Raw genomic sequence first — 24,541 nt, forward strand, 5'->3', positions numbered from 1 at the left:
AGTCGATTCCTTCCGTTCACCTCCGTTCTGTTCCGTAGCTCCGTAGGGCCGCAGGTCCGAAGCTCCGTAGGTCCGTAGCTTTCCGGCTGCCCGACTCCTCCGCTCTCCTGCCATACGACTCCTTGTCGTCCTGTCGTCGATTTTTCGTCCTGAAGTCTCTTTTTCCGTCCCGAAGTTCCGAAGTCCCGAAGTGGGTACACCCATGTCTGAAACAGCCGTCAAGGCTCCCGGCGTCCCCGACGCCAACCGCTGGAAAGCGCTGGTCTTCATCGCGCTCGCCCAGCTGATGGTCGTCCTCGACGCCACCATCGTGAACATCGCCCTGCCCTCCGCCCAGCAGGACCTCGGCATCTCCGACGGCAACCGGCAGTGGGTCGTCACGGCCTACGCGCTCGCCTTCGGTGGTCTGCTGCTGTTCGGCGGCCGGATAGCCGACCTGTGGGGCCGCAAGCGCACCTTCGTCCTCGGCCTGGCCGGCTTCGCGCTCGCCTCCGCGCTCGGCGGTGCCGCGACCAACGAGGCGATGATGTTCGGCTCCCGCGCCCTCCAGGGCGTCTTCGGCGCGCTGCTCGCGCCCGCCGCGCTCTCGCTGCTCGCGGTCATGTTCACCGACGCCAAGGAGCGCGCCAAGGCGTTCGGCATCTACGGCGCCATCGCCGGTGGTGGCGGCGCCGTCGGTCTGATCCTCGGTGGCTTCCTCACCGAGTACCTGGACTGGCGCTGGACGTTCTTCGTCAACATCCCGTTCGCGGTGGTCGCCGCGGCCGGTGCCTGGTTCGTCATCCGTGAGCCCGAGGGCGGCCGCAACCGCTCCCCGCTCGACATCCCGGGCGTCATCCTGTCCACCCTCGGCCTGGTCGCGCTGGTCTACGGCTTCACCCGCGCCGAGTCCGAGGGCTGGAGCGACTCCGTGACCATCACGATGTTCGTCGCGTCGGCCGTCCTGCTGGCCACGTTCGTGTTCGTCGAGGCACGGGTCAAGGCCCCGCTGCTGCCGCTGCGCGTGCTCACCGAGCGCAACCGTGGTGGCGTCTACCTCTCGCTCGGCCTCGCGATCATCGCGATGTTCGGCCTGTTCCTCTTCCTGACCTACTACCTCCAGGTCGTGAAGGGCTACTCGCCGGTCCGGACGGGCTTCGCCTTCCTGCCGATGATCGCGGGCATGATCACCGGCTCCACCCAGATCGGCACCCGTCTGATGACGCGGGTCGCCCCGCGCCTGCTGATGGGCCCGGGCTTCCTGGTCGCCGCGGTCGGCATGCTGCTGCTGACCCAGCTGGAGATCGACTCGTCCTACGCCGCTCTGCTGCTGCCGGCGATGCTGCTGCTCGGCCTCGGCATGGGTACGGCGTTCATGCCGGCGATGTCCCTGTCCACCCAGGGCGTCGAGCCCCGGGACGCCGGTGTCGCCTCCGCGATGGTCAACACCTCGCAGCAGGTGGGTGGCGCGATCGGCACGGCCCTGCTGAACACCATCGCCGCCTCGGCGACCACCTCGTACATCGCCGACCACATCGGCTCGGCGACCTCCCGCTCGCAGCAGCAGCTCGTCCAGCTGCAGGGGCAGGTCCAGGGCTACACCAGCGCCATCTGGTTCGCCGTCGGCATCCTGGTCGTCGCCGCGGCGATCGCCGTCACCCTGGTCAACGCCGGCCGCCCCGACATGGGCGCGGTCACGGGCGCCAACAAGGACGCCGAGGACGAGGTGCCGATTCCGGTGGTCGCGCACTGACCGCCTGACGGGGCCTCTCGGGAGGGTGCACCACCCCCGCGCCACCGCCACAGGTGCACCACTTCCGGCACACCGCTGAAGGTGCACCACTTCCGGCGCACCGCTGAAGGTGCACCACTTCCGGCGCACCGCTGAAGGTGCACCACCGCTACAGGTGCACCTCTCCGGGCGCACCGCCACAGGTGCACCTCTCCCGGCGCACCGCCACAGGCGCCGCACTTCCGGCGCACCGCTTCGGGCGACAGCAGGAGCTCAGCGGAGCCAGGGCAGATCCGCCCCGGCCTCGCTGGGCTGAAGTCCCTCGGCGACGATCCGCATGATCTCGCCGAGGGACTTCTGCTGTTCCGGGGTGAGCCGCTCGAACACCGCCTGCCGCACGGCGGCCACATGGCCGGGTGCCGAGCGCCTCAGGACCTGGAAGCCCTCCTCGGTGAGCACGGCGAACTGGCCCCGCTTGTCGGAGGAACAGTCCTCGCGTCGCACCCAGCCGTTCTTCTCCAGCCGGGCGACGGCGTGCGAGAGGCGGGAGCGGGTGATCTTCGCGTGCATCGCCAGCTCGGTCATCCGCAGACGGTGGCGCGGGGACTCGGCGAGCTTGACGAGCAGGCCGTAGTAGACGTGCGGCATGCCGGCGTCGCGCTGGAGCTGGCGGTCGAGATGGTCCTCCAGGAGCGTGGCGGCCTCGATGTAGGAACGCCACACGCACTGCTCCTCGTCGGTGAGCCACTGCGGCTCGTCGCCGGGCGCGGACGCGGGTGCGGATGCGGATGCCGTCTTCATGGGACCACTCTACGAGAGTCCTCCTTGAAACTTAAACAAATGCGGCGTACGATCCGCAGTAGAGATTGAGAGTTCAAGCAACTGGGTCCAGCCGGAGGGAGCCGCCGTCATGTCCGCCGCCGCTCAGGAGCGCATGCCCGCCCTGTACCTCAGTCACGGCGCCCCGCCGCTGGCGGACGACCCGGTCTGGCCCGGGGAGCTGGCCGCCTGGTCCGCCGGGCTGCCCCGCCCGCGCGCGGTCCTCGTCGTCTCCGCCCACTGGGAGGAGGCCCCGCTGGCCCTGGGCGCCACCCGGACCGTCCCCCTGGTCTACGACTTCTGGGGCTTCCCCGAGCACTACTACCAGGTCCGCTACGAGGCTCCGGGCGCCCCCGAGCTCGCCGAGTCCGTGCGCAAACTGCTGCGCGCGCCCGGCATGCCCGTGCAGGACGTGCCGGACCGCGGCCTCGACCACGGCGCGTACGTCCCGCTGGTCGAGATGTACCCCGGGGCCGACCTCCCCGTCCTCCAGGTCTCCATGCCGACCCTCGACCCGGTGCGGCTGATGGAGATCGGCCGGCGGCTGGCCCCGCTGCGTGACGAGGGCGTGCTCATCGTGGGCTCGGGCTTCTTCACCCACAACCTCGCCGCGCTGCGGCACCCCGGCGGGGGAGTGCCGGGGTGGTCGGCCGAGTTCGACGACTGGGGCCGGGAGACGCTGGCGGCCGGTGACGTGGACGCGCTGCTCGACTTCACCCGCACCTCGCCGGCCGGGCGGCTCGCCCACCCCCGCACGGAGCACTTCGCGCCGCTCTTCGTGACCATGGGCGCGGCGGACGCGGCGGGACAGCTCGGGGAACAGAAGTCCGTGATCGACGGTTTCTGGATGGGACTGGCGAAACGGTCGGTGCAGTTCGGCTGAGCTTCGGGGTTTGCCCGGCCGGGATCGAGGTACCTCACTGACCGGACAGGACCAGGCGGGACCAGTCAGGAGCGGTCCCGACCGGTCCCGACCGGGTCACAGGGGCTTCTCGTACCAGGCCACGTCCCAGTAGCGGCCGAACTTGCGGCCGACTTCGCGGTACGTGCCGACATGCCGGAAGCCGAAGCGTTCGTGCAGTCGCGTGGACGCGTCGTTCGGCTGTGCGATGCCCGCGTAGGCGCGGTGCAGGTCCTCGCCCGCCAGGGCCTCGAAGAGCGCCGCGTACAGCAGCGTGCCGACGCCGCGGCCGGCGGCGTGCGGGGCGACGTAGTCCGTGACCTCCACGGAGGTGGAGTACGCGGGCTTGGGGCGATAGGGGCTGGACGTGGCGTACCCGAGGATTCCCCGGGAGTCCGCGTCCGTGGCAACCATCAGGCGGTGCGGCCCGTCTACCGGATGGGAGAGCAGCCAGGGGCGGCGCTCCTCCGGGGTGAAGATCACCGTGTCGAATGTGATGGGCGTCTCACGTACATAGTGGTTGTAGAGGTCGGTGAGGGCCGCGAGATCTCCCTCGACTCCTGGTCTGACCTGCACCTCTGTACGTTCCGGCGACATCGGCCCTCCTCACGTGGCCGGACAGGGTACTGCATGATCAGAAAAATCGAGGGGTGGGTTGGGAATTCTGTCCTGATTCCAGTCGTTGTTTCCATCGGATGCAGGGCACCCGACGACTGACCGGAGAGGGTGTCGAGCGTCCGAAGGACCACCCGCTGACCTCACCATCGCAAGGGAGCACGCATGGCAACCCGTGCCGTCGCCCGTCGTACGTCCGCCTCCGGCGAGACCGTCGACGCGGCACGCAGTGTTCGCGCCCATGGCGGCGAGATCGCGGACCGCGATCTGGTCGGCATGTATCTGGACGAGATAGCGCGCACACCACTGCTCGACGCCGCCAAGGAGGTCGAGCTGTCCCAGACCATCGAGGCGGGTGTGTTCGCACGGCAGGTCCTCGACGGATACGAGGAGTCGAAGGCGGACGCCACCCGCGAGGAGCTCGAGGCCCTGGTCGCCGCGGGCGAGCGGGCCAAGGACGTCTTCATCCGCTCCAACCTCCGTCTGGTCGTCGCGGTCGCCCGCCGCTATCCGCGCAGTGGTCTGCCCCTGCTGGACCTGATCCAGGAGGGCAACGCGGGCCTGGTGCGCGCGGTCGAGAAGTTCGACTACCGCAAGGGCTTCAAGTTCTCGACGTACGCCACCTGGTGGATTCGTCAGGCGATCACCCGCTCCATAGCCGACCAGTCGCGCACCATCCGGCTCCCCGTCCACCTGGTGGAGGAGCTCGGCCGGATCCGGCGCATCCAGCGCGAGTTCAACCGCGACCACGGCCGGGACCCGGAGCCCGCCGAGATCGCCGGCGAGCTCGGCTCGACGCCGGAGCGCATCACCGACGTCCTCGACTGGGCGCGCGACCCCGTCTCGCTGAACATGTCGGTGGACGACGAGGGCGAGACCCAGTTCGGCGACCTGCTGGAGGACACCTCGGCGGTCAGCCCCGAGCAGTCCGTGATGACCCTGCTGCGCAGCGAGGAGCTGGACGACCTGATCGGCCGCCTCGACCAGCGCACGGCGTCCATCATCAAGATGCGGTACGGCATCGAGGACGGCCGGGAGCGGACCCTGACCGAGGTCGGCAAGGAGCACGGACTGACGCGTGAGCGCATCCGCCAGATCGAGAAGCACGCGCTCCTGGAGCTGAAGAAGCTGGCACGTCAGACCGGCTTCGACGCGGCGGCGTGAGGCCCGCGCGAGGTGCCGCACGGAGATCGTCGCGGGGGCGTACGCCGGGGGGCGAAGGCCCGCGCGAACATGGCTGTGTAACGCCGCTTCAAAAGGCCCGTCCCGGGAACAAGACTTCAGGGCACGGGAGTTCGGGCCCGAGGGAGAAACCCCCGGGCACCGGCGGCCCTCACGGTCCGACGCGGGGCACCACCCGTGACCAGCAGCAGACGCACGCCACATCACAAGCCACGTCCCGACGCACTCCCCCCGGCGCCGGGACCTCCCTGAGCCGGGCTTCGGCGCCTTCCCCCGGGCGTCGGGGCCCGGCTCTTTCCCGTCGGGGCAGGGCTTCAAGGCCCGTGGCGGGCCCGTCGCGGGCGTGCCCGGGCGGCGGGGCACCCCGTACCTGAACCACGGGGTGGCCCGCCGGAATGGCAGATTGTGCCACATGGGCATAACCTGCCGACGTGAGCAGCACCACCCCAGCACCGCGACCCCGGCCCTCGTCGCCGTCCTCCTCCCTGACCGAACGGCGCAAGGCGGAGACCCGGATGGAGATCGCCCGCGCGGCGGCGGGCCTCTTCGCACGGCACGGGCTGCGGGCCACCCGCGCCGAGGACATCGCACAGGCCGCGGGCATCGCGCCGCGCACCTTCTACCGCTACTTCGCCTCCAAGGAGGAGGCCGTCGCCCCGCTCTACGCGGCCGGCTCGCAGCGCTGGGTGGAGGCGGTGCGCCGCGCCCCCGCCGGCGCGTCCCTCGCGCAGGCCCTGGAACACGCCGTACGGCACACGCTGACGCCCGGCGTGGGCGTGTCGGCGGCGTCGTGGGAATGGGTGCGCACGCTGATCCGGATGGCCGAGGCGAGCCCGGCGCTGGGGAGGGTGTGGGCGGAGGTGTGCCGGGCCTCCGAGGACACGCTGGCGACGGCGCTCGCGGAACGGGCGGGCGCAGTCACCGAGGGTGACGACAACGTTGCCGCGAGCGCGAGCGCGTCGCCGGAGCTGCGCTTCACCGCGGCGGTCGCCAGCGCGGCCGTGAGGGTGGCGGTGGAGTCCTGGTCGGCCGGAACGGCCCCGGCGACGGGCCCGGAAGGCCCGGCAGAACTGGCCGTGCGCAATCTGCGGGCGCTGCGGGATTTCGCCTGGACGACCTGAGCGACGCCCGCCAGGACAGCGCGCGCCCCCGCCGCCCCAGCCACGTCGGGAGCCGTCGCCGTGCGGCCCGGTGTGGACCTCAGTCCGGAGCCTGGCCTGCTGCCCGGGTCAGGCGGGCGCCGAGTGCGCGGAACTGGCCGTGCGTAATCTGCGGGCGCTGCGGGATTTCGCCTGGACGACCTGAGCGACGCCCGCCAGGACAGCGCGCGCCCCCGCCGCCCCAGCCACGTCGCGAGCCGTCGCCGTACGGCCCGTGTGGACCTCAGTCCGGAGCCCGGCCTGCTGCCCGGGTCAGGCGGGCGCCGAGTGCGCGGACGTGGTCGACGAGTGCGGCGGGCTCACGGACCGTGAACTCGTGCCCCGTCATCGCCAGCCGCGCCGCCACCCACTCCAGAGGATCGGCCGTGCTGCCGCGCAGTTCGCAACGGGAGTCGTCGAGCGGCACGGGCGTGCCCAGCCACCCCCGCAGGCCGCCCGCGACGACATCGGCGGGCGCGTCGAACGTGACGGCGACCTCGTACGTCTCCTGCCGGCGCCGGATCGACTGGCGCAGGTACTCCGCCGCGCTTCCCGTCGGCAGCTCCCGTGGCGTGAACCGCGCGCCGGTCGCGAAGGGCTCGCTCAGCCGGTCGACGCGGAACGTGCGCCAGTCCTCGCGCCCGAGGTCGTAGGCCACGAGGTACCAGCGCCGGCCGGTGGACACCAGCCGGTACGGCTCTGCCAGACGCCGCGACTCACTTCCGTCCCCGGCGCGGTAGGCGAACCGCAGCCGTTCCCGGCCCGCGACCGTCGACGCCAGCACGATCAGCGTCTCCGGCGCGATCGAAGGCCCGTCGCCACTGGTCAGGGCCGTGGTCGCGGTCTGCAGGGTGGCCACCCGGTGCCGTAGCCGGCTCGGCAGCACCTGTTCCAGCTTGGCCAGCGCCCGTACGGACGCCTCGTCCACGCCCTCCAGCGCGTGCCCCGCCCCGGCCCGCAGGCCCACCGCGATCGCCACCGCCTCCTCGTCGTCGAGGACGAGGGGCGGCATGGCCTTGCCCGCGACCAGCCGGTAACCGCCGTCCGCGCCCTTGGAGGCCTGCACGGGATAGCCGAGTTCCCGCAGCCGGTCGACGTCCCGCCGCACCGTGCGCCGTGAGACGCCGAGCCGGTCCGCGAGCTCGCCGCCGGGCCATTCGCGGGGCGTCTGCAGAAGGGAGAGCAACTGAAGGAGCCGAGCCGGAGTGTCCGTCGTCATGGCTCCGAGGATGCCGCAGAAGTAGGACACGATCTGACCTAATGCGGACCTAGCTTTCACGTCATGACCTCCACCGAGACCTCTCTGCCCGGGCCCCGGACCGCCGTGCCGCCCCTGCCCGACCGCCGCCGCTGGTTCGCCCTCGCCATCGTGATGACCGCCGCCTTCATGGACCTGGTCGACGTCACGATCGTGAACATCGCGATCCCGTCGATTCAGCGCGACGAGGGCGCCTCCTTCAGCCAGATCCAGTGGATCACCGCGGGCTACGCGCTCGCCTTCGCCGCGGGCCTGATCACCGGCGGACGCCTCGGCGACATCCACGGCCGCAAGCGCGTCTTCCTCATCGGCATCAGCGGCTTCACCGTCGCCTCCGCGCTGTGCGGGCTCGCCGCGAACCCGGAGATGCTGGTCGCCTCCCGCATCCTGCAGGGCGCGATGGCGGCGCTGATGGTGCCGCAGGTCCTCGCGATCGTGCACGCCACCTTCCCGGCGCACGAACGCGGCAAGGTCTTCGGTCTTTTCGGCGCCGTCGTCGGGCTCGGCGCGGTCTCCGGCCCTCTGCTCGGCGCCCTGCTGACCGAGGGCGACCTCTTCGGCCTCGCATGGCGCCCGATCTTCCTGATCAACCTCCCGGTCGGTGTCGCCGGCCTGATCCTGGGCCGTCGCTTCATCACCGAGTCCCGGGCACCGCACGCCCTCAAGCTCGACGTGGTCGGAGTCGTCCTGGTGACGCTGGGCCTGCTGATGCTGCTCTACCCGCTGACCCGCGGCCGCGAGCTGGGCTGGCCGCTGTGGGGGTACGTCTCGATGGGCGGCGCGCTCGTCGTGTTCGGGGCGCTGGTGGCGTACGAACGGCGCAAGGCGGCGCGGGACGGGTCGCCGCTGATCGAGCTGTCGCTGTTCAAGGTCAAGAGCTTCGCCGCGGGCATCGCCGTGCAGACCGTCTTCGGGATCGGTCTCGGGGTGTTCTTCCTGGTCTGGACGCTGTACATGCAGACAGGGCTCGGCTGGAGCGCGCTGCGGGCCGGGCTGACCGGGGTGCCGTTCTCGCTCGCGGTCTCGGTCGCGGCCGGGGTGTCGGTGCAGAAGCTGGTGCCGCGCTTCGGGCGGGGCGTGCTCCAGGCCGGCGCCCTGGTGATGGCGGCCGGGCTCGGCCTGTACATCTGGGAGTCCGAGCGGTACGGCCTCGGCATCACCTCCTGGCAGATGGCCCTGCCACTCGTCGTCATGGGGGCGGGCATGGGCCTGATCGTCGCCCCCCTGACCGACGCGATCCTCTCCCAGGTGCCGCGCGAGCACGCCGGTTCGGCGTCCGGCCTGATCAGCACGGTGCAGCAGATGGGCAACGCGCTCGGCCTGGGCCTCGTGTCCGTGGTCTTCTTCGGTGTGGTCGACGACCGGCTGGCGCAGACAGGCCGGCCGGGTCCGGCGTTCGTGGACGGCTTCCAGAACGCGGTGGGCTGGGTCGTCGGCGTGATGGTGGTGATCTTCCTGCTGATGTTCGCCCTGCCGAGGCGGCCCGCACAGCACGTGGAGGGTGCTGGCGGCGAGCCGGTCGCGGCGGCGGCCAAGGAGGCGGAGCTGGTGCACTGACCCGCCGGCGCGCTCAGGGGCCTGGCACCTCGGTGCGGGGCCCTTGCGTCGTGGAGCGGGTGGAAGGCCCGCGAACGCGTGGGGGTCGTTCAGCCCGCCAGCCCGCCAGCCCGCCAGCCCGCCAGCCCGCCAGCCCGCCAGCCCGCCAGCCCGTAAGTCCGTTCATGTCCGATTGGAGTCCGTACCTGTTTACTTCGCCGATGTTCGGGCGTAGCCTCAGCCCCGAAACCACACGTTCGGGCATAGGTCGGAGGCGAACGGGCATGTACGCACCGGAGCGGCAGCAGGAGATCCTCCGGCTGGCCCGCGACGGCGGCCGGGTGGACGTCGTGTCGCTCGCCGAGGAGTTCCAGGTCACGGCGGAGACGATCCGCCGCGATCTGAAGGCCCTCGACCGCGCCGGCCTCGTCCGCCGGGTGCACGGCGGCGCCATCCCCGTCGGCCGTCTCGACTTCGAGCCGGACCTCGCCGAGCGCGAGTCCACGGCCGCCGACGAGAAGGACCGCATCGCCAGGGCGGCCCTCGCCGAACTGCCCGCCGAGGGCACGGTGATCCTCGACGCCGGCACGACGGTGGCCCGACTCGCCGCCGCCATCCCGCTGGAGACCTCGCTCACCGTCGTCACGCACAGCCTGCCGATCGCGGCCCGTCTCGCCGACCACCCCGGCATCCAGCTCCACCTCGTCGGCGGACGGGTCCGGCACCGTACCCGTGCCGCCGTGGACGCCTGGGCGCTGCGGGCCTACGGCGAGATCCGGGCCGACGTCTCGTTCGTCGCGGCCAACGGCTTCTCCGCCGAACACGGCCTGACCACCCCCGACCTCGCCGAGGCCGCCGTCAAGCGCGCGGCCCTCGCCGCCGCCCGCCGCGTGGTGCTGCTCGCCGACTCCTCCAAGCACGGCCAGGAACACTTCGCGCGCTTCGGCGACCTGGCGGACGTGGACCTGCTGATCACGGACGCCGAGCTGAGCCCCGAGGACGCCACCGCCATCGAAGGCGGCGGTACGGAGGTGGTGCGCGCATGATCCTCACCGTCACCCCCAACCCGTCCCTCGACCGCACCTACGAGGTCCCGGCGCTGGAGCGCGGCGAGGTCATCCGCGCGTCCGTCGAGCGCATGGACCCCGGCGGCAAGGGCGTCAATGTCTCGCGCGCCGTCGCGGCGGCAGGCCGGCGCACGGTGGCGGTGTTGCCGCTGGGTGGCGCGCCGGGCGCGGTGGTCGCCGAGCTGCTGGACGCGCAGGGCATCGAGGTCGCACCGGTCCCGGTCGCGGGCGCCACCCGCTCGAACATCGCTCTCGCGGAGGCGGACGGCGTCCTCACCAAGATCAACGCACCTGGCCCCGAACTGTCCGGGCCGGAGCGGGAACTGCTCTTCGCGACGGTGCGCGCCCAGGCCCGGGACGCCGACTGGATCGCCTGCTGCGGGAGCCTGCCACGCGGGCTCGCGCCCTCCTGGTACGCCGAGCTGGTCGCCCGTGCGCACGCCGGGGGCGCCCGGATCGCGCTGGACACCTCGGGGCCCGCCCTGCTGGAGGCGCTGCGGGAGCGGCCCGACGTCGTGAAGCCGAACGCCGAGGAGCTCGCGCAGGCCGTCGGCCGGCCGCTGGCGACGGTGGGTGACGCGGTGAAGGCGGCCGAGGAGCTGCGCGCACGGGGCGCGCGCGCCGTGCTGGCGAGCCTCGGCGCCGACGGTCAGCTCCTGGTGGACGACGCCGGCGTCTGGTTCGGCAGCGCCCGCGTGGACGTCGTGCGCTCCAACGTGGGCGCCGGCGACGCCTCGCTCGCGGGCTTCCTGATCGCCGGCGGCAGCGGCCCGGAGGGCCTCGCCTCCGCCCTCGCGCACGGCGCGGCCGCCGTACAACTGCCCGGCAGCGTGATGCCGACGCCGGGGGACCTGGACCCGGCCGCGGTCACCGTCACCTCGGACGTACCGGTCGACCGCGAGCTGCGGGAGCCGGTGTCATGAACGCCCGTACGCCGCCCGGCCCGACGCCCGCGGCACCACCCGCCGTACCACCCGGCGCGCGCCGGGCCTCCCCGCCATCCGTCGCGGCCGCCGCCCCCGCGCGGCTCGCGGCGATCTCCGCACCCGCGCTGCGCGCCCTCCCCGGCCCCGTCCGCCTGACCACCCCCCTTTCCCTTACCCGTCTCCTCCCCCTCCCGGTCCCCACCCCCGCCCACCGCATCTCCCGGGCGATACGCGTGCGAAGGAGCCCGCGATGAGCGACATGATCACCGCGGACCTGGTCGATCTCGACCTGTCCGCCGACACCAAGGAAGCGGCGGCACGTGCCCTCGCCGAGCGCATGGTGGCCCTGGGCCGGGTGACCGACCTGGACGGGTTCCTCGCCGACGTGGCCGCCCGTGAGGCGCAGATGCCGACCGGCCTCGACGGCGGCATCGGCATCCCGCACTGCCGCAGCGAGCACGTCACCGAGCCGACGCTCGCCTTCGGACGCAGTGCGGCCGGGATCGACTTCGGTGCCGCTGACGGCCCCGCCGACCTGGTCTTCCTGATCGCCGCGCCCGCCGGTGCCGACGACGCCCACCTCACGATCCTGTCCTCGCTCGCCCGCCAGTTGATGAACGCCGAGTTCACGGACGCGCTGCGGGCGGCCGGTGACCCGGCGGCCGCGGCGGCGCTGATCCGCGGCGACGAGACACCGGCGGCCGCGACGCCCGGCACGGACGCCGAGGCATTCTCCGAGGACGCCGTAGCAGCGACCCCCACCGACACCGGCCACGGCACGGGCGAAGGCCCCGGTGGTCCGGCCGGACAGCGTCCGTTCCGTATCGTCGCCGTCACCTCCTGCCCCACCGGTATCGCCCACACCTACATGGCCGCCGAGTCGCTGGAGAACGCCGGCCACGCGGCGGGAGTCGAGGTCGTCGTCGAGACACAGGGCTCGGCCGGCTTCACCCGGCTGGACCCGGCGGTGATCGCCGCAGCGGACGGCGTGATCTTCGCGCACGACCTGCCGGTACGTGAGAAGGACCGCTTCGCCGGAAAGCCCACCGTCGACGTCGGGGTGAAGGCGGGCATCAACCGCGCCGCCGAGCTGATCGCCGAGGTGCGAGGCAAGGCGGAGCGCGGCGAGGTCACCGCTGCCGCCAGGCCCGGCGGCACCCCCGTCGAGCGCGCCGGTGAACCCGGCGAGGGCTACGGCACCAAGCTCCGCAAGTGGCTGATGTCCGGCGTGAGTTACATGGTCCCGTTCGTCGCCGCGGGCGGTCTGCTCATCGCCCTCGGGTTCGCCATCGGCGGCTACCAGATCAACGAGGCCCGGTCCGTCACCGAGCACTTCGACTGGAGCCAGATGGACAGTTGGGGCGCCCTGCTGTTCCAGATCGGCGGCGCGGCCTTCGGCTTCCTCGTCCCGGTCCTCGCCGGCTACATCGCCTACGGCATGGCCGACCGCCCCGGACTCGTGCCCGGCTTCGTCGGCGGCGCCATCTCCGTGACGATCGGCGCGGGCTTCCTCGGTGGCCTGGTCGCCGGACTCATCGCCGGTGGGGTGGTCCTCGCCATCCAGCGCGTCAGCATCCCGGCACCGCTGCGCGGCATCATGCCCGTGGTGGTGATCCCGCTGCTCTCCTCGGCGGTCGTCGGGTTCCTGATGTTCGTGGTCATCGGCAAGCCCATCGCGGAGGCCCAGAAGGCCCTCACCGACTGGCTGAACGGCCTGTCCGGCGCCAACGCCGTCCTCCTCGGCGTGCTGCTCGGCCTGATGATGTGCTTCGACCTCGGCGGCCCGGTGAACAAGGTCGCCTATACCTTCGCGACGGCAGGCATCTCCGTCGCGGCCCCCAGCGACTCCGCGATGAAGATCATGGCCGCGGTGATGGCGGCGGGCATGGTCCCGCCGCTGGGCCTGGCCCTGGCCACCACCGTCCGCAGGAAGCTGTTCACCGACGCCGAACGCGAGAACGGAAAGGCCGCCTGGGTGCTCGGCGCCTCCTTCATCTCGGAGGGCGCGATCCCGTTCGCGGCCGCCGACCCGCTGCGCGTCATCCCCTCCGCCATGGCGGGCGGCGCGGTCACCGGCGCCCTGGCGATGTCGTTCGGCTCGACCCTGCGCGCCCCGCACGGCGGCATCTGGGTCACCTTCCTGATCGGCAAGCCGCTGCTGTACCTGCTGGCCATCGCCGCCGGTACGGCGGTCACGGCGGGCCTGGTCATCCTGCTCAAGGGGCTACGGGGGCCGGCTTCCGGCACCCGGGACACCGAGCCGGTGGCGATACCCGCCGAGGCCAAGCAGCCGGTGGCGGCGGCCTGACCAGGGGACTCGCCGGGGGGACATGAGGGGGAACGTAAGGGGGGCGGGCCGCCCTTCAGGACAGCTGGGCGGCCCTGCGCTCCATGGCCTCCCGGGCCGCGTCCTCCGTCGTGTACACCTCGCACATGTGCCGGCCGTCGGGCGTCGCCGTGTGCTCGACCTCCCACAGGGAGACCTCCTGCCCGTCGCACAGCAGGAACGCGTGCTCGTACAGCGAGAAGCCGAGACCGGCGCGTCCCGCCCGGCAGGGCCGCCCGAAGGCCTGCGTGATCTGGTGGGCGCACGCCGTGGCGAGCAGCTCGGCCGCCTCGGCGCCCGGCCGGTCCGGGTTCTCCGCGCGGCGCAGCAGCCGGCGGGCGTGATCCGCCGAGTCGTCCGGCACGTACGCGTGCCGTGGCGTGGGGATCGACGACAGGTCCACCGGCACCGGCAGCTCGAAGTCCGGCGCCTCCGTGGGCAGCGGGAGCCGGGCGCCCGCGGCGTGCAGCTCCTCCGCGTCGACGTACACCTCGTGCTGTGGGGTGCCGCCCGGCGCGGTGTTGTGGACGAGCTCCCACAGGGTGAGCGCCGAGCCGTCGGCCAGCAGCCAGGTGTGCCGGTACGTCTCCTGGTGCAGTCCGGCGCTGTGGTGCGCGGAGTGCAGCGAACTGTCGTGCGCCAGCGCGCTGTCCAGCCGCCCGATCGTCTCGTCGGGCAGCTCGAACGAGTTCAGAGCGCGTCCGAGCAGTCGCGCGAGGTGCTCCTCCGGAGACTCGGGCGAGTCGGGTGGTTCGTACGCTGCCGTCTCGTACGGAACGCTCAAGGTTTCTCCCGGCGTTGCTGCATGTCACCTTGTGGGTGCATACCGTAGCCCCTCGGTCGGACATCATGTCCGGGAACCGAGAAAACGTACGTCGGAAAAACGGCCGGGTCGCGCGAGAAGTTCCCACGCGACCCGACATCCCGTCAAAATCCGCTGGTGAAACGGCCGTCGTACGGTTCCGGCCCCCGGCGCCCCGCTGCGTTCCCCGGCGTACCGCCGTCCTCAGCCGGCGCTCCCGGCGGTCCACTCGCTCCACGGCATGTTCCAGCCGTTGAGGCCGTTGTCCGGCGCCACGGTGGAATCGGCGGAGTTCTTCACGATCACGACGTCTCCGAGGGCGGAGTTGTCGTAGAACCACTTGGCCGGGGTGTCGCCCTGCCCGCCCTGCACGTCCTGGAGCCCGACGCAGCCGTGGCTGGAGCCGTAGCGGCCGAAGGGCGGGTCGGACGGCTTGTACCAGTAGTTGCCGTGGATGAACGTGCCGGACGTGGTCAGCCGCATCGCGTGCGGCACGTCCGGTATGTCGTAGGCGTCGGCGAGGTCGACCGTACGGCTGTCCATCCGGGTCTCCGCCAGCTTCTCGGAGATCACCATCTGCCCGTTGTACGTGGTGAACTCGGGGCTGCCCGCCGAGATCGGGATCGTCCGCAGCGTCCGGCCGTCGCGCACCACCGTCATCGTCTGCGTCGCCGCGTCCACCGTCGAGACCTGGGAGCGGCCGATCGTGAAGGTGACCGTCTTCTTCTGCACCCCGTGGACGCCGTTGGCGCCTTCCACCCCGTCCAGGTCGATCTTCATCGTCACCTTGGAGCCGGCCTTCCAGTACTCCTGCGGCCGGAAGTCGAGCCGCTGCTCCCCGAACCAGTGGCCGACCACCTTCTGCCCACTGCTCGACGTGACCGTGATGTGGGACTGCACGGCCTTCTTGTCGCTGATCGCCTTGTCGAAGCGGAACGACACCGGCATCCCGACGCCGACCGTCGTGCCGTCGTCCGGGGTGTACGTCCCGATGAAGCTGGCCTCCGGCGTCACCGTCGTGAACGTGGAGTCGGCGGCGACCGACCTGCCGTCCGCGCCCTTGGCGGTGGCGGCTATCTCGTACTTCGTGCCCCGCTCCAGTTGCTCCTTCGGCTTCCAGCTGCCCCCGTCCGCGGAGAGAGTCCCCGGCACGGCCTGGTCGCTGTCGGCCACGGTCATCCGCACCTCGGTCAGCTTGCCCCCGCTGACCTTCACGCCGGTCGCGTTGATGGACGCGCCGGTCGAACCGTCCTTCGCCGAGATGACGATCCGTGCCGCCGGGTTCTTCGCCCCGCCGTCCCCCTTGCCGTTGTTGTCGGCCTTGGCGCTGCCCGTGCAGGCGGTGAGCGCGAGCGCGCCGACCACCAGGGAGGCGCTGGCCACCAACGTGCGCCGCGTTGCTGTGTCCCGCGTTGTCACGAGTTGCTCCAGGTTCGTGTGAAGTGGGTGATCCGCTCCGATGCGTGGAGAAAGAGGGGACCGGGGGCCTGTCGGGTTCCCTCCACCCTGAAGAAGCGCCATCACGTGACAGAACCGGGACAATCCCAGCGCGACCGGCCGCGCGGACCGCTCAACTGCTCCCGTACAGCTGCGAGTAGGACGGCCAGCTCCCGCCCCGTGTCTCCACCGGCCCGGCCGCCCGCACCGCCCGCACGATCGCGCGGGTCACCATGTCCGCGCCCGCCGCCAGGATCTCGTTCAGCGCCAGCGGTTGTCCGGCCTCCAGCCGCCGCGCCCCGGTCGCCAGCGCGAAGACGGTGTCGCCGTCGTGCAGCAGGTGCACCGGCCGCACCGCGCGCGCGATGCCGTCGTGCGCCGTCCCCGCCAGCTTCTGCGCCTGCGCCTTCGACAGGTCCGCGTCCGTGGCGACGACCGCGAGGGTGGTGTTGAGCGGGGGCGGCGCGTTGTGCGCGGCGCTCTCGGCGAGCCGTGCGCGGGCCGCCTCGTGCACCCGCTCCGGCGGGTACGTCACCCGCCCCTGGAACAACTCCCCGTACAGCACCCCCGTCTCCGGATCCGTCACCGAACCGGCCGCGTTGGCCACCACCAGCGCGGCCACCGTGATCCCCGAGTCGAGGACGACGCTCGCGCTGCCGACCCCGCCCTTCATCACCCCGGCCACGGCACCCGTACCCGCGCCCACGGAGCCCTCCGGCACCGGCGCGCCGATCCCGCTCGCCGCGGCCGCCTCGACGGCCGCCCGCCCCAGGGCGGCGTCCGGCCTGGCCCGGAAGTCACCGCCCCGCCCCAGGTCGAACACGCACGCCGCGGGCACCACCGGTACGACGTGCGCCGGTCGCGGACCGACGCGCACGCCGCGCCCCCGCTCCTCCAGCCAGGCCATCACCCCGGACGCCGAGTCGAGCCCGTAGGCGCTGCCGCCGGTCAGGACGACCGCCTCGACCCTCTGCACCACGTTGCGCGGATCGAGCGCGTCGGTCTCCTTGGTGCCGGGGCCGCCGCCGCGCACGTCCACCGCGGCGGTGGCCCCGCCCTCGGGGGCGAGGACGACGGTGGTGCCGGTGAGCCAGCCGTCGCCGGTGCGCGTCGCATGGCCCACCCGCAGGCCGGTCACGTCCGTCAGAGCATCAACTGTCATGGGGACCAGTCTCCTGCCCCCGGCGGGCCTTTCCCCGGGCGCCCGTCGGCGGGCCTCTCCCGGCGCCCGTCGCCGGACAGGTCAGGCGGCCGGCGTGCCCGTCCGCGCCTCGCGCGTCCGGGCGGCCCGGTGGGCCGACAGGATCTCCCCGACCGCCACGGACAGCGCCGCCACGACCCCGGCGGCCAGGACCGCCCAGTCGCCCAGGAAGGAGCAGAAGATCACCAGCAACGCGGTCGTCGGCAGCACGAGTTGTTGGGCGATGCCCACCTTGAAGTGGCCCGCGTGCAGAGCCCAGACCGTGAGCAGGAACAGCGCGGTCGGCAGGGTCACCGCGGCCGAGGCGGACAGCGTGGAGATGTGCGCCTTGCCGATGGCCTGCTCGACCGCCACCTCCAGGCCCGCGCCGATCGCGGCCGCCGAGGCGAAGATCAGGTAGTGGCCGTAGCCCCAGACGAAGGACTGCCGGTTGGACCGCAGCCGCCCGTGGACCGGCGCCACGAAGTAGATCCACCAGGCGGAGAACACGATCAGCAGTCCGCCCGCCGCGATCGGCAGCAGCTCGCCCAGCATGCCGCTCTCGTCCGAGCCCGTCTTCACGGCGATCGTGGCCGCGGCGATCGACTCGCCGAGCACGATGATCGTGAACAGCCCGTACCGCTCGGCGATGTGGTGCGGATGCCAGGTGGTCGGCTGGGAGCGCTCCGCGTAGAGCGGCACGCACAGCTCGATGATCACCATCACCAGATACAGCCGGGGCAGGTAGGTGTTCGGCAGGAGGGCGAGGCCCAGCCAGCCGATCTGGCAGAGCAGCACACCACCGGCGTACCGCAGCGCCGTGGTGCGCTCCGCGCCCCGGGCGGATCTCGCGGCCCGCAGCCACTGGGCGGACATGGCCACCCGCATCACGACGTAGCCGAGCCAGACCAGGGAGAAGTCGTGGCTGTCGAAGGCCCGCGGGATGCCCGCGGCGAGCAGCAGGACACCCGCGATCTGCACGAGGGTGACCGCGCGGTACAGCGCGTCGTCGTTGTCGTAGGCCGAGGCGAACCAGGTGAAGTTCATCCAGGCCCACCAGATGGCGAAGAACACCATCGCGTAGTTCATGATGCCTTCGCCGGCGTGCCCCTCGGCGACGGAGTGCACCAACTCCATTCCGGCCTGCGCCACCGCGACGACGAAACACAGGTCGAAGAAGAGCTCCAGCGGAGTGGCGACGCGATGCGCCTCGTCGCGACCGCGGGCGATCAGCCGGCGCAGCGGCCTCCGAGGGGCCGGCGCGCCGGACGAGGCGGGCGACGGAGTCGGACTGGACGTCATGAATCCAAGGACAGCAGATACCGGCCCGAAAATCTCCGCGAAGCGGGATGAACCAGGCGCCCCGGTGTCCCTCGTCCACCGCCCCGTACTCTGGAGGCATGAGTACCTCCCCCGCCCCCGAGCCCCGTGCGCCCAAGGCCGCGCTGATCTTCGACGATCCACTGGACGAGCAGTCCTCGGACGACACGGATCGCGGGTGGGGCGACCGGCCGCGCGGCGGGGGCGAGGCGGCCGAGGACCTCAGGCGGTTCCTGGACGAGAAGCCGCCCCACCACCTCTGAGCCGCCCGCGGGACCCCGGCGGCGCGGCGGACCGCCCCCACCACCGCTCGGAGTGCCCCCGCCACCGCTCGTTGTGCCCCCGCTACCGCTCGGTGTGCCCCGGGCCGCGCTGCGCGGCCTGCGCCACCAGCGTGTCGCGGATCTCCTTGAGCACCTCCAGCTCGGACACCTCGATGATCTCGTGCGTGCCCTCCCGCGCCTTCCTGCGCGCCTCCTGCCGGGCCAGGTACTTCGCCATCGGCAGCACCATCAGGAAGTAGACCACCGCCGCCGTGATCACGAAGCTCAGCGCCGCCCCGAGGACGGTGCCCCACAGGATCATGACCCCGCTGGTGACGGATCCGTCCGCCGCCATCTCGCACGGTCCCTTGAGGCAGGAGCTGTAGCTGTCGAGGTTCTTGGTGCCGATCGCTCCGACCAGCGGGTTGATGACGCCTTTCACCACCGCGTTGACGATGTTGGTGAAGGCGGCGCCGATGACCACCGCGACCGCCAGGTCGACGACGTTGCCGCGCATCAGGAAGGCCTTGAAGCCCTGCCAGACGCCCGGATCCTTCTGCTCGCTCACCTCGTGGTCTCTCCTCATCACATGGACTGCTTGTGGAACAAACAGTTCCGCAACCTACGGCAGGGCCGGGCGGCCCTGTCCAGTCCGGGCGCCGCGAGGAGGGACTCGACAGCGATTCGCGCACCGCGCGCAAGGCGTCGTTCAGCACAGCGTCAGCGCCAGCCGGGAGGTGGCGCTCGCGCCCGCCAGCCGCGTCGCGACGGCGCGCGGCACCGACAGGACGACCAGCGCCCCGCCGACGGCGTCGCCGTCCAGCGGATCGGGCACCTCGGTCACCAGCGCGCCGCGCGCGACCACCTCGGCCGCGCCGCCCGGCGCCGCCTCCTCCGCGGCGACCACGTCGATGCGGTCGCCGGGGTGGAGCAGCGCCGCCGTCGCCGCGTCGGCGATCCGCACCGGCGCGGACACCCGCTCGGTGGACCGGCGTTCCGGTGCCCGCTCCGTCGCCGGGTGTCCGCGGGCCCGGTCGTCCTGCCCCGCGCCGCCCGGGGCCCGGGGGCCGGCGGCCACGAGGGCGGCCGCGACGAGCGTGAGCCCGAAGGCGAGGGCCCTTCGCCGCTGCCGTACGAACCGGCGCAGGCGATACCGCCCGCCGCGCACGCGAACGGGTGCGAAGAGCGGTACCTCGCAGGTCGGGGGTGCGTCCGTGCCGAGCGGGCGAGGAGGAAACGGACCGGGGGGAAACGCGGAGGGCTGTGCGGGGGCCGGCTCGGAGGACGGGGCAAAGGACACGGGGACCACCACCTGTGACGACAGATCGGTTGTCGCCACGATGAGGCTTCGCGTCGCCACCCGCTCCGGCCCGTGCACGACCGACGCGTTGTGGAAAACTCCGCCACCCGAACGGGAAGTTCCGCGGCCCGCCCCGTCCAGTTCACGCGGCCCGCCCTGTCCAGTTTCACGCGGCCCGCCCCGCCCCGGACGGGACCGCACCGGACTGGACCGCCCCGGACGGGACCGCCCCGGACGGGACCGCACCGACCCCGCTCACCCCTACGGCAGCGGGAACCCCGGATCCATCCCACCCAGCGCGTTCACGCACAGACAGTCCCGCTCGTCGTTCGCGGGCAGCGCCGCCACGGCGTCGAAGAGCACCCCGCGCAGCCGGTCGACGTTGGCCGCGAACACCCGCAGCACCTCGTCGTGCGAGACGCCCTCCCCGGTCTCGGCGCCCGCGTCGAGGTCGGTGACCAGGTTCATCGAGGTGTAGCAGAGCTCCAGCTCACGGGCGAGCGCCGCCTCGGGATGGCCCGTCATGCCCACCACCGACCAGCCCTGCGCCTGGTGCCACAGCGATTCGGCGCGGGTGGAGAACCGGGGCCCCTCGATCACGACGAGCGCACCGCCGTCCACCGGCTCCCAGTCCCGCCCGCGCGCGGCCTTCAGGGCGGCCGAGCGCCCGGCGGGGCAGTAGGGGTCGGCCAGGGACACGTGCACCACGTTCGGCACGGTGCCGTCGGGCAGCGGCAGCCCGTCGAAGTACGTCGACGTCCGGGACTTGGTGCGATCGACGAGCTGGTCGGGGACGAGCAGCGTGCCGGGCCCGTACTCGGGGCGCAGCCCGCCCACCGCGCAGGGACCGAGTACCTGGCGCACGCCCACCGACCGCAGGGCCCAGAGGTTGGCCCGGTAGTTGATCCGGTGGGGCGGAAGATGGTGGCTTCGGCCGTGCCGGGGCAGGAACGCGACCCGCCGGCCGGCGATCTCGCCGAGGAAGAGGGAGTCGCTGGGGACCCCGTACGGCGTGTCCACCTGGAGCTCGGTCACGTCGTCGAGGAACGAGTAGAAGCCTGAGCCGCCGATTACACCGATCTCTGCGTTCGCCATGACCAGCACAGTAGCCGCCGTGGGCGCGGCGGCAGGAGGTGGTGCCGGAAAGACCGGAAACCCCACCGGCCGTACGGCGGTGGGGTCCCGTGAGCGTGTGCGCGCCTCAAGCGGCGGTGGTGCTGGACGAGCTTCCGGTGCTCGACGCCTTCGAGTCCGAGGACGAGGAAGACGACGTGGACGACGAGGACGCCGTGGAGGAGGACGCCGAGGACGACCCCGTCGACGCCGGCGCGCTGCTCGACGAGGAGCCGCGGCTGTCGTTGCGGTAGAAGCCGGAGCCCTTGAAGACGATGCCGACCGCAGAGAACACCTTCTTCAGGCGTCCCTGGCAGTTGGGGCACTCGGTCAGGGCGTCGTCGGTGAACTTCTGCACCGCCTCGAGGCCCTCGCCGCACTCGGTGCACTGGTACTGGTAGGTCGGCACTGTCTTCCTCCTGGCACTCTCACTCGATGAGTGCTAACGACGGTCCATAGTGACGTATTCCTCGGGATCAGTCCACTGTCACCGGCGCGCGGTGACCGACGCCACGTGCGACGGTACGGCTCCGGGGCCGGGCGTCCAGCCGCGACCGGAGCGCGATCAAGGTCACCAGCGCGAGCGCCGTGCCCCCGAGCGGGACCAGGAATCCGGCGCCGCCCCAGAAGCGGTCCTCCAGCTGTCCGGCGACCGTGACGGCGGCCGCCTGACCGAGCGCCACCGCGCCCGTCAGCCAGGTGAAGGCCTCGGTGCGGGCCCCTGCCGGGACCAGGTTCTCGACCAGGGTGTAGCCGGTGATCAGGGCGGGCGCGATGCACATGCCGACGAGCAGGCCGAGCGCGGCGAGCAGCGGCACGGACTGTGCCGCCCACAGGCCGGCGGCGGCCAGCGCGAGCGCGCCGTAGCCGACGACCAGGCGGCGCTGCGGGGCCGTCCGCCAGGCGATGGCGCCGCACACGATGCCGGCGAGCATGTTGCCCGCCGCGAAGGTCCCGTACAGGACGCCGTTCAGGCCGGGTCGGCCGATCGACTCGGTGAACGCGGCCAGCGACACCTGCATGCCGCCGAAGACGGAGCCGATACCGAGGAACGCCACGGCCAGCACCCGTACCCCGGGGACGCGTAGCGCCGAGGCGTGCTCCACGCGCGCGTGCCCCTCGGCGCCGACCGTCGGCTGGGTGCTCCTCTGCGCGGCGAACAGCAGGCCGCCCACGAGGGTCAGGGCGGCTTCCGTCACCAGGCCGGCCGCCGGGTCGACGGCGGTGCACAGGGCGGTGGCCAGCAGCGGGCCCACCACGAAGGTCAGCTCGTCCGTGACGGACTCGAAGGCCGCGGCGGTGGTCATCAGGGGGGAGCCCTGGAGCTTCACGCCCCAGCGGGCGCGCACCATGGGGCCGATCTGCGGGACCGAGGCGCCGGTGGGGACGGCCGCCGCGAACAGCGCCCACAGGGGGGCGTCCGCGAGGGCGAGCGCCGTCAGGGTGAGGCCCGCCAGGGCGTGCACGAGCACGCCCGGGAGCAGCACCGCGCGCTGTCCGAAACGGTCGGCCAGGCGCCCGGTCCAGGGCGCGAACAGAGCCAAGGAGACGCCGGTGACCGCCGCGGCGGCGCCTGCCGCGCCGTACGAGCCGGTGGTGTGCTGCACCAGCAGCACGATGGAGATCGTCAGCATCGCGAACGGCTGGCGTGCCGCGAAGCCGGGGAGCAGGAACGTCCAGGCGCCGCGGGTGCGCAGCAGTTGCCCGTAGCCGGGGCGGGAGGACTTCGACGAGGTGACCGTGGACGCCACGGCCCTTGCCTTTCTGCCGCCTGGTAGCGCGACCCTCTCGTGGGGGGCCGGGGTGCCGAGAGCTGTCCTCTTGCGCTGACTGCGGTAGATACCGGCGCGCACTGCGTCGAGGAGCGTTTCCGGCCGCCATACGGTCGCGCCAGCTCTGCGTCAGGCAGAGTTGGTTCGATCTGGGTGACACCTGCATCGTACAGGGGTGGACGGCTGGTGCGCCTGTGAAAGCGAGCACCATCGGCCCGTCGACCTGCGATCAGCTTGCCCCGTTCGTTCCCAGCCAGCCGGCCAGCTTGCCCCCGCGCCCGACCGCGCGCAGCCGCCGCTCGGCCGCGTCCCGGACCGGGTCGGTGGCCACCACCAGCAGTTCGTCGCCCCGGCGCAGCACGGTGGTCGGCAGTGGCACGAACGACGTGCCCTCCCGGACGACGAGGGTGACCGCGGCCCCGGCCGGGAGCCGCAGCTCGTTGATCTCGACGCCGTGCATCTTCGACCCGCGCGGGATGCTGACGGAGAGCAGGTGCCCGCGCAGCTGTTCCAGGGGCGCGGACTCGATGCCCAGGTCGGCGGCGGCCTCCGCGCCCTCGCGCAGGCGCAGGGCGCGCGCCAGCCAGGGCAGTGTCGGCCCCTGGATCAGGGTGTAGACCACGACCAGTACGAACACGATGTTGAAGATGCGACGGCTGCCGTCGACGCCGTTCACCATGGGGATGGTGGCCAGGATGATGGGCACGGCGCCGCGCAGTCCGGCCCAGGACATGAGCGCCTGTTCCGGCCATGGCACCCGGAACGGCACGAGGCACAGGACGACGCTCAAGGGGCGCGCCACCATGGTGAGCACCAGCCCGATGACGAGGGCGGGCAGGATGTCGTCGCCGAGCTCGTGCGGGGTGACCAGCAGGCCGAGCAGGACGAACATGCCGATCTGGGCGATCCAGCCGAGGCCTTCGGCGAACCCGCGCGTGGCCGGCCAGTGCGGCAGGCGGGCGTTACCCATCACCATCGAGGCGAGGTAGACGGCGAGGAAGCCGCTGCCGTGCGCCAGGGCGCCGGCCGCGTAGGCGGCGACCGCGATCGCCATCACGGCGATCGGGTACAGGCCGGAGGCGGGCAGGGCCACGTGCCGCAGCCCCCAGGAGCCCAGCCAGCCCACCGCGAGGCCGATGGCGGCGCCGATGGCGAGTTCCAGCAGTATCTTGCCGACCAGCACGTACCAGTGCTCGAACGGTCCGGCCGTGGAGAACGAGACGACCAGGATGACCACGGGGGCGTCGTTGAAGCCGGACTCGGCCTCCAGCGTGCCGGTCACCCGCGGGGGCAGCGGGATCTTGCGCAGTACCGAGAAGACCGCCGCCGCGTCGGTGGAGGAGACCACCGCCCCGATGATGAGCGCCTGCCGCCAGTCCAGTCCGACCAGGTGGTGCGCGGCCACCGCGGTGACCCCGACGCTCGCCGCGACGCCGACCAGCGCCAGTGCGGTGGCGGCGGGCAGGGCGGGCTTGATCTCCTTCCACTTCGTGCTGAGACCGCCCTCGGCCAGGATCACGACCAGGGCCGCGTACCCGATGACCTGGGTCAGGGCGGCGTTGTTGAAGTGGATGTCGCCGATCCCGTCCTGGCCCATGAGCACGCCGATGCCCAGGTACACGAGCAGGCTGGGGAGCCCGCTGCGCGAGGAGATCCGGACCGCGGCCACGGCGACGAGCAGGACGAGCGAGCAGACGAGCAGGAGTTCGTTGAGGTCGTGGATGTTCAGCGGCCGGTTCCTTCCCCTCACGCAGGTACTTCGTTACCTTACCTAACTCTTGACGATTCCTTGACGCTCGCCCGAGCGAGATCGAACGTCGGTCCGCGCTGGTTCCCCACTCCGCGTCAAGGGCCGCCGGGCCCTGCGCCTATGG

At 72.2% G+C, this 24,541-nt stretch carries 22 protein-coding genes; 9 read left to right on the forward strand and 13 right to left on the reverse strand.

The window, feature by feature from the left end; genetic code table 11:
* Positions 1 to 202 precede the first annotated feature (202 nt).
* A complete protein-coding gene (locus ACZ7LV_RS21725; RefSeq protein WP_471941387.1) occupies positions 203 to 1,732 on the forward strand; it encodes an MFS transporter in 1,530 nt (509 codons plus the stop codon).
* A gap of 252 nt (positions 1,733 to 1,984) precedes the next feature.
* Here the strand turns inward: ACZ7LV_RS21725 and ACZ7LV_RS21730 are convergent, their stop codons facing one another.
* Positions 1,985 to 2,512, reverse strand: a complete 528-nt coding sequence (locus ACZ7LV_RS21730; protein WP_471941388.1) for a MarR family winged helix-turn-helix transcriptional regulator — start codon at positions 2,510 to 2,512, stop codon at positions 1,985 to 1,987.
* 109 nt (positions 2,513 to 2,621) lie between these two features.
* On the opposite strand from ACZ7LV_RS21730, the gene ACZ7LV_RS21735 reads away from it, so the two are divergent.
* Positions 2,622 to 3,413, forward strand: a complete 792-nt coding sequence (locus ACZ7LV_RS21735) for a dioxygenase family protein (RefSeq protein ID WP_471941390.1) — start codon at positions 2,622 to 2,624, stop codon at positions 3,411 to 3,413.
* Positions 3,414 to 3,509: 96 nt separating this feature from the next.
* On the opposite strand, the gene ACZ7LV_RS21740 is transcribed toward ACZ7LV_RS21735, so the two are convergent.
* The gene (locus ACZ7LV_RS21740; protein WP_471941392.1) at positions 3,510 to 4,028 is read right to left on the reverse strand and encodes a GNAT family N-acetyltransferase; all 519 of its coding nucleotides are present in this window, start codon (positions 4,026 to 4,028) and stop codon (positions 3,510 to 3,512) included.
* A 183-nt stretch (positions 4,029 to 4,211) separates the two neighbouring features.
* Between ACZ7LV_RS21740 and ACZ7LV_RS21745 the strand changes: the two genes are divergently transcribed.
* Together ACZ7LV_RS21745 and ACZ7LV_RS21750 are read left to right on the forward strand one after the other, a co-directional pair.
* Positions 4,212 to 5,210 carry a sigma-70 family RNA polymerase sigma factor gene (locus tag ACZ7LV_RS21745; RefSeq protein ID WP_401681840.1) on the forward strand — a complete coding sequence of 333 codons (999 nt, stop codon included), beginning with the start codon at positions 4,212 to 4,214 and terminating at the stop codon, positions 5,208 to 5,210.
* Positions 5,211 to 5,659: 449 nt separating this feature from the next.
* Entirely contained in the window at positions 5,660 to 6,349 is a 690-nt protein-coding gene (locus ACZ7LV_RS21750) for a TetR/AcrR family transcriptional regulator (RefSeq protein WP_471941393.1), read from the forward strand.
* A gap of 262 nt (positions 6,350 to 6,611) precedes the next feature.
* Here the strand turns inward: ACZ7LV_RS21750 and ACZ7LV_RS21755 are convergent, their stop codons facing one another.
* A complete protein-coding gene (locus tag ACZ7LV_RS21755) occupies positions 6,612 to 7,586 on the reverse strand; it encodes a helix-turn-helix transcriptional regulator (RefSeq protein WP_471941395.1) in 975 nt (324 codons plus the stop codon).
* Positions 7,587 to 7,649: 63 nt separating this feature from the next.
* Here ACZ7LV_RS21755 and ACZ7LV_RS21760 point away from each other — a divergent pair, with 63 nt between their 5' ends.
* The 4 genes from ACZ7LV_RS21760 (at position 7,650) to ACZ7LV_RS21775 (ending at position 13,462) form a co-directional block, all read left to right on the forward strand.
* Entirely contained in the window at positions 7,650 to 9,182 is a 1,533-nt protein-coding gene (locus ACZ7LV_RS21760) for an MFS transporter (RefSeq protein ID WP_471941396.1), read from the forward strand.
* A 263-nt stretch (positions 9,183 to 9,445) separates the two neighbouring features.
* The gene (locus ACZ7LV_RS21765; protein WP_471941397.1) at positions 9,446 to 10,207 is read left to right on the forward strand and encodes a DeoR/GlpR family DNA-binding transcription regulator; all 762 of its coding nucleotides are present in this window, start codon (positions 9,446 to 9,448) and stop codon (positions 10,205 to 10,207) included.
* Positions 10,204 to 11,151 (forward strand): 1-phosphofructokinase, encoded by a 948-nt coding sequence (gene pfkB / locus ACZ7LV_RS21770; RefSeq protein WP_471941399.1) that lies wholly within the window; start codon positions 10,204 to 10,206, stop codon positions 11,149 to 11,151. The genes ACZ7LV_RS21765 and pfkB overlap by 4 nt, the downstream gene beginning before the upstream one ends.
* Positions 11,152 to 11,404: 253 nt before the next feature.
* Positions 11,405 to 13,462 carry a PTS fructose transporter subunit IIABC gene (locus tag ACZ7LV_RS21775; RefSeq protein ID WP_471941401.1) on the forward strand — a complete coding sequence of 686 codons (2,058 nt, stop codon included), beginning with the start codon at positions 11,405 to 11,407 and terminating at the stop codon, positions 13,460 to 13,462.
* Between the two features lie 55 nt (positions 13,463 to 13,517).
* Here ACZ7LV_RS21775 and ACZ7LV_RS21780 read toward each other — a convergent pair whose 3' ends face one another.
* The 4 genes from ACZ7LV_RS21780 to ACZ7LV_RS21795 all read right to left on the reverse strand — a co-directional run bounded on the left by ACZ7LV_RS21780 (position 13,518) and on the right by ACZ7LV_RS21795 (position 18,201).
* Entirely contained in the window at positions 13,518 to 14,264 is a 747-nt protein-coding gene (locus ACZ7LV_RS21780) for a DUF6227 family protein (RefSeq protein ID WP_471941403.1), read from the reverse strand.
* Between the two features lie 222 nt (positions 14,265 to 14,486).
* On the reverse strand, positions 14,487 to 15,701 hold the full coding sequence (locus ACZ7LV_RS21785) for a L,D-transpeptidase (protein ID WP_471941405.1): 1,215 nt from the start codon (positions 15,699 to 15,701) through the stop codon (positions 14,487 to 14,489).
* A 151-nt stretch (positions 15,702 to 15,852) separates the two neighbouring features.
* Positions 15,853 to 16,881 carry a P1 family peptidase gene (locus ACZ7LV_RS21790; RefSeq protein ID WP_471941406.1) on the reverse strand — a complete coding sequence of 343 codons (1,029 nt, stop codon included), beginning with the start codon at positions 16,879 to 16,881 and terminating at the stop codon, positions 15,853 to 15,855.
* An 81-nt stretch (positions 16,882 to 16,962) separates the two neighbouring features.
* Positions 16,963 to 18,201, reverse strand: coding sequence for a low temperature requirement protein A (locus ACZ7LV_RS21795; RefSeq protein ID WP_471941408.1), 1,239 nt, complete (start codon positions 18,199 to 18,201; stop codon positions 16,963 to 16,965).
* A gap of 98 nt (positions 18,202 to 18,299) precedes the next feature.
* Between ACZ7LV_RS21795 and ACZ7LV_RS21800 the strand changes: the two genes are divergently transcribed.
* A complete protein-coding gene (locus tag ACZ7LV_RS21800) occupies positions 18,300 to 18,482 on the forward strand; it encodes a hypothetical protein (RefSeq protein WP_471941409.1) in 183 nt (60 codons plus the stop codon).
* Positions 18,483 to 18,564: 82 nt separating this feature from the next.
* Here the strand turns inward: ACZ7LV_RS21800 and mscL are convergent, their stop codons facing one another.
* From mscL to ACZ7LV_RS21830, 6 genes are all read right to left on the reverse strand, one after another.
* Entirely contained in the window at positions 18,565 to 19,050 is a 486-nt protein-coding gene (gene mscL, locus ACZ7LV_RS21805; protein WP_471941411.1) for a large conductance mechanosensitive channel protein MscL, read from the reverse strand.
* Between the two features lie 141 nt (positions 19,051 to 19,191).
* Positions 19,192 to 19,782: a hypothetical protein gene (locus ACZ7LV_RS21810; protein WP_471941413.1), complete on the reverse strand. Its 591-nt coding sequence runs from the start codon at positions 19,780 to 19,782 to the stop codon at positions 19,192 to 19,194.
* Between the two features lie 261 nt (positions 19,783 to 20,043).
* A complete protein-coding gene (locus tag ACZ7LV_RS21815) occupies positions 20,044 to 20,877 on the reverse strand; it encodes an S-methyl-5'-thioadenosine phosphorylase (protein ID WP_471941415.1) in 834 nt (277 codons plus the stop codon).
* A gap of 106 nt (positions 20,878 to 20,983) precedes the next feature.
* Entirely contained in the window at positions 20,984 to 21,304 is a 321-nt protein-coding gene (locus ACZ7LV_RS21820; protein WP_471941416.1) for an FmdB family zinc ribbon protein, read from the reverse strand.
* A 67-nt stretch (positions 21,305 to 21,371) separates the two neighbouring features.
* A complete protein-coding gene (locus tag ACZ7LV_RS21825; protein WP_471941418.1) occupies positions 21,372 to 22,646 on the reverse strand; it encodes an MFS transporter in 1,275 nt (424 codons plus the stop codon).
* Positions 22,647 to 22,896: 250 nt separating this feature from the next.
* Positions 22,897 to 24,417, reverse strand: coding sequence for a potassium/proton antiporter (locus ACZ7LV_RS21830; protein WP_471941420.1), 1,521 nt, complete (start codon positions 24,415 to 24,417; stop codon positions 22,897 to 22,899).
* Between the last annotated feature and the right edge of the window lie 124 nt (positions 24,418 to 24,541).

The organism is Streptomyces sp. NPDC107562, assembly GCF_055657325.1.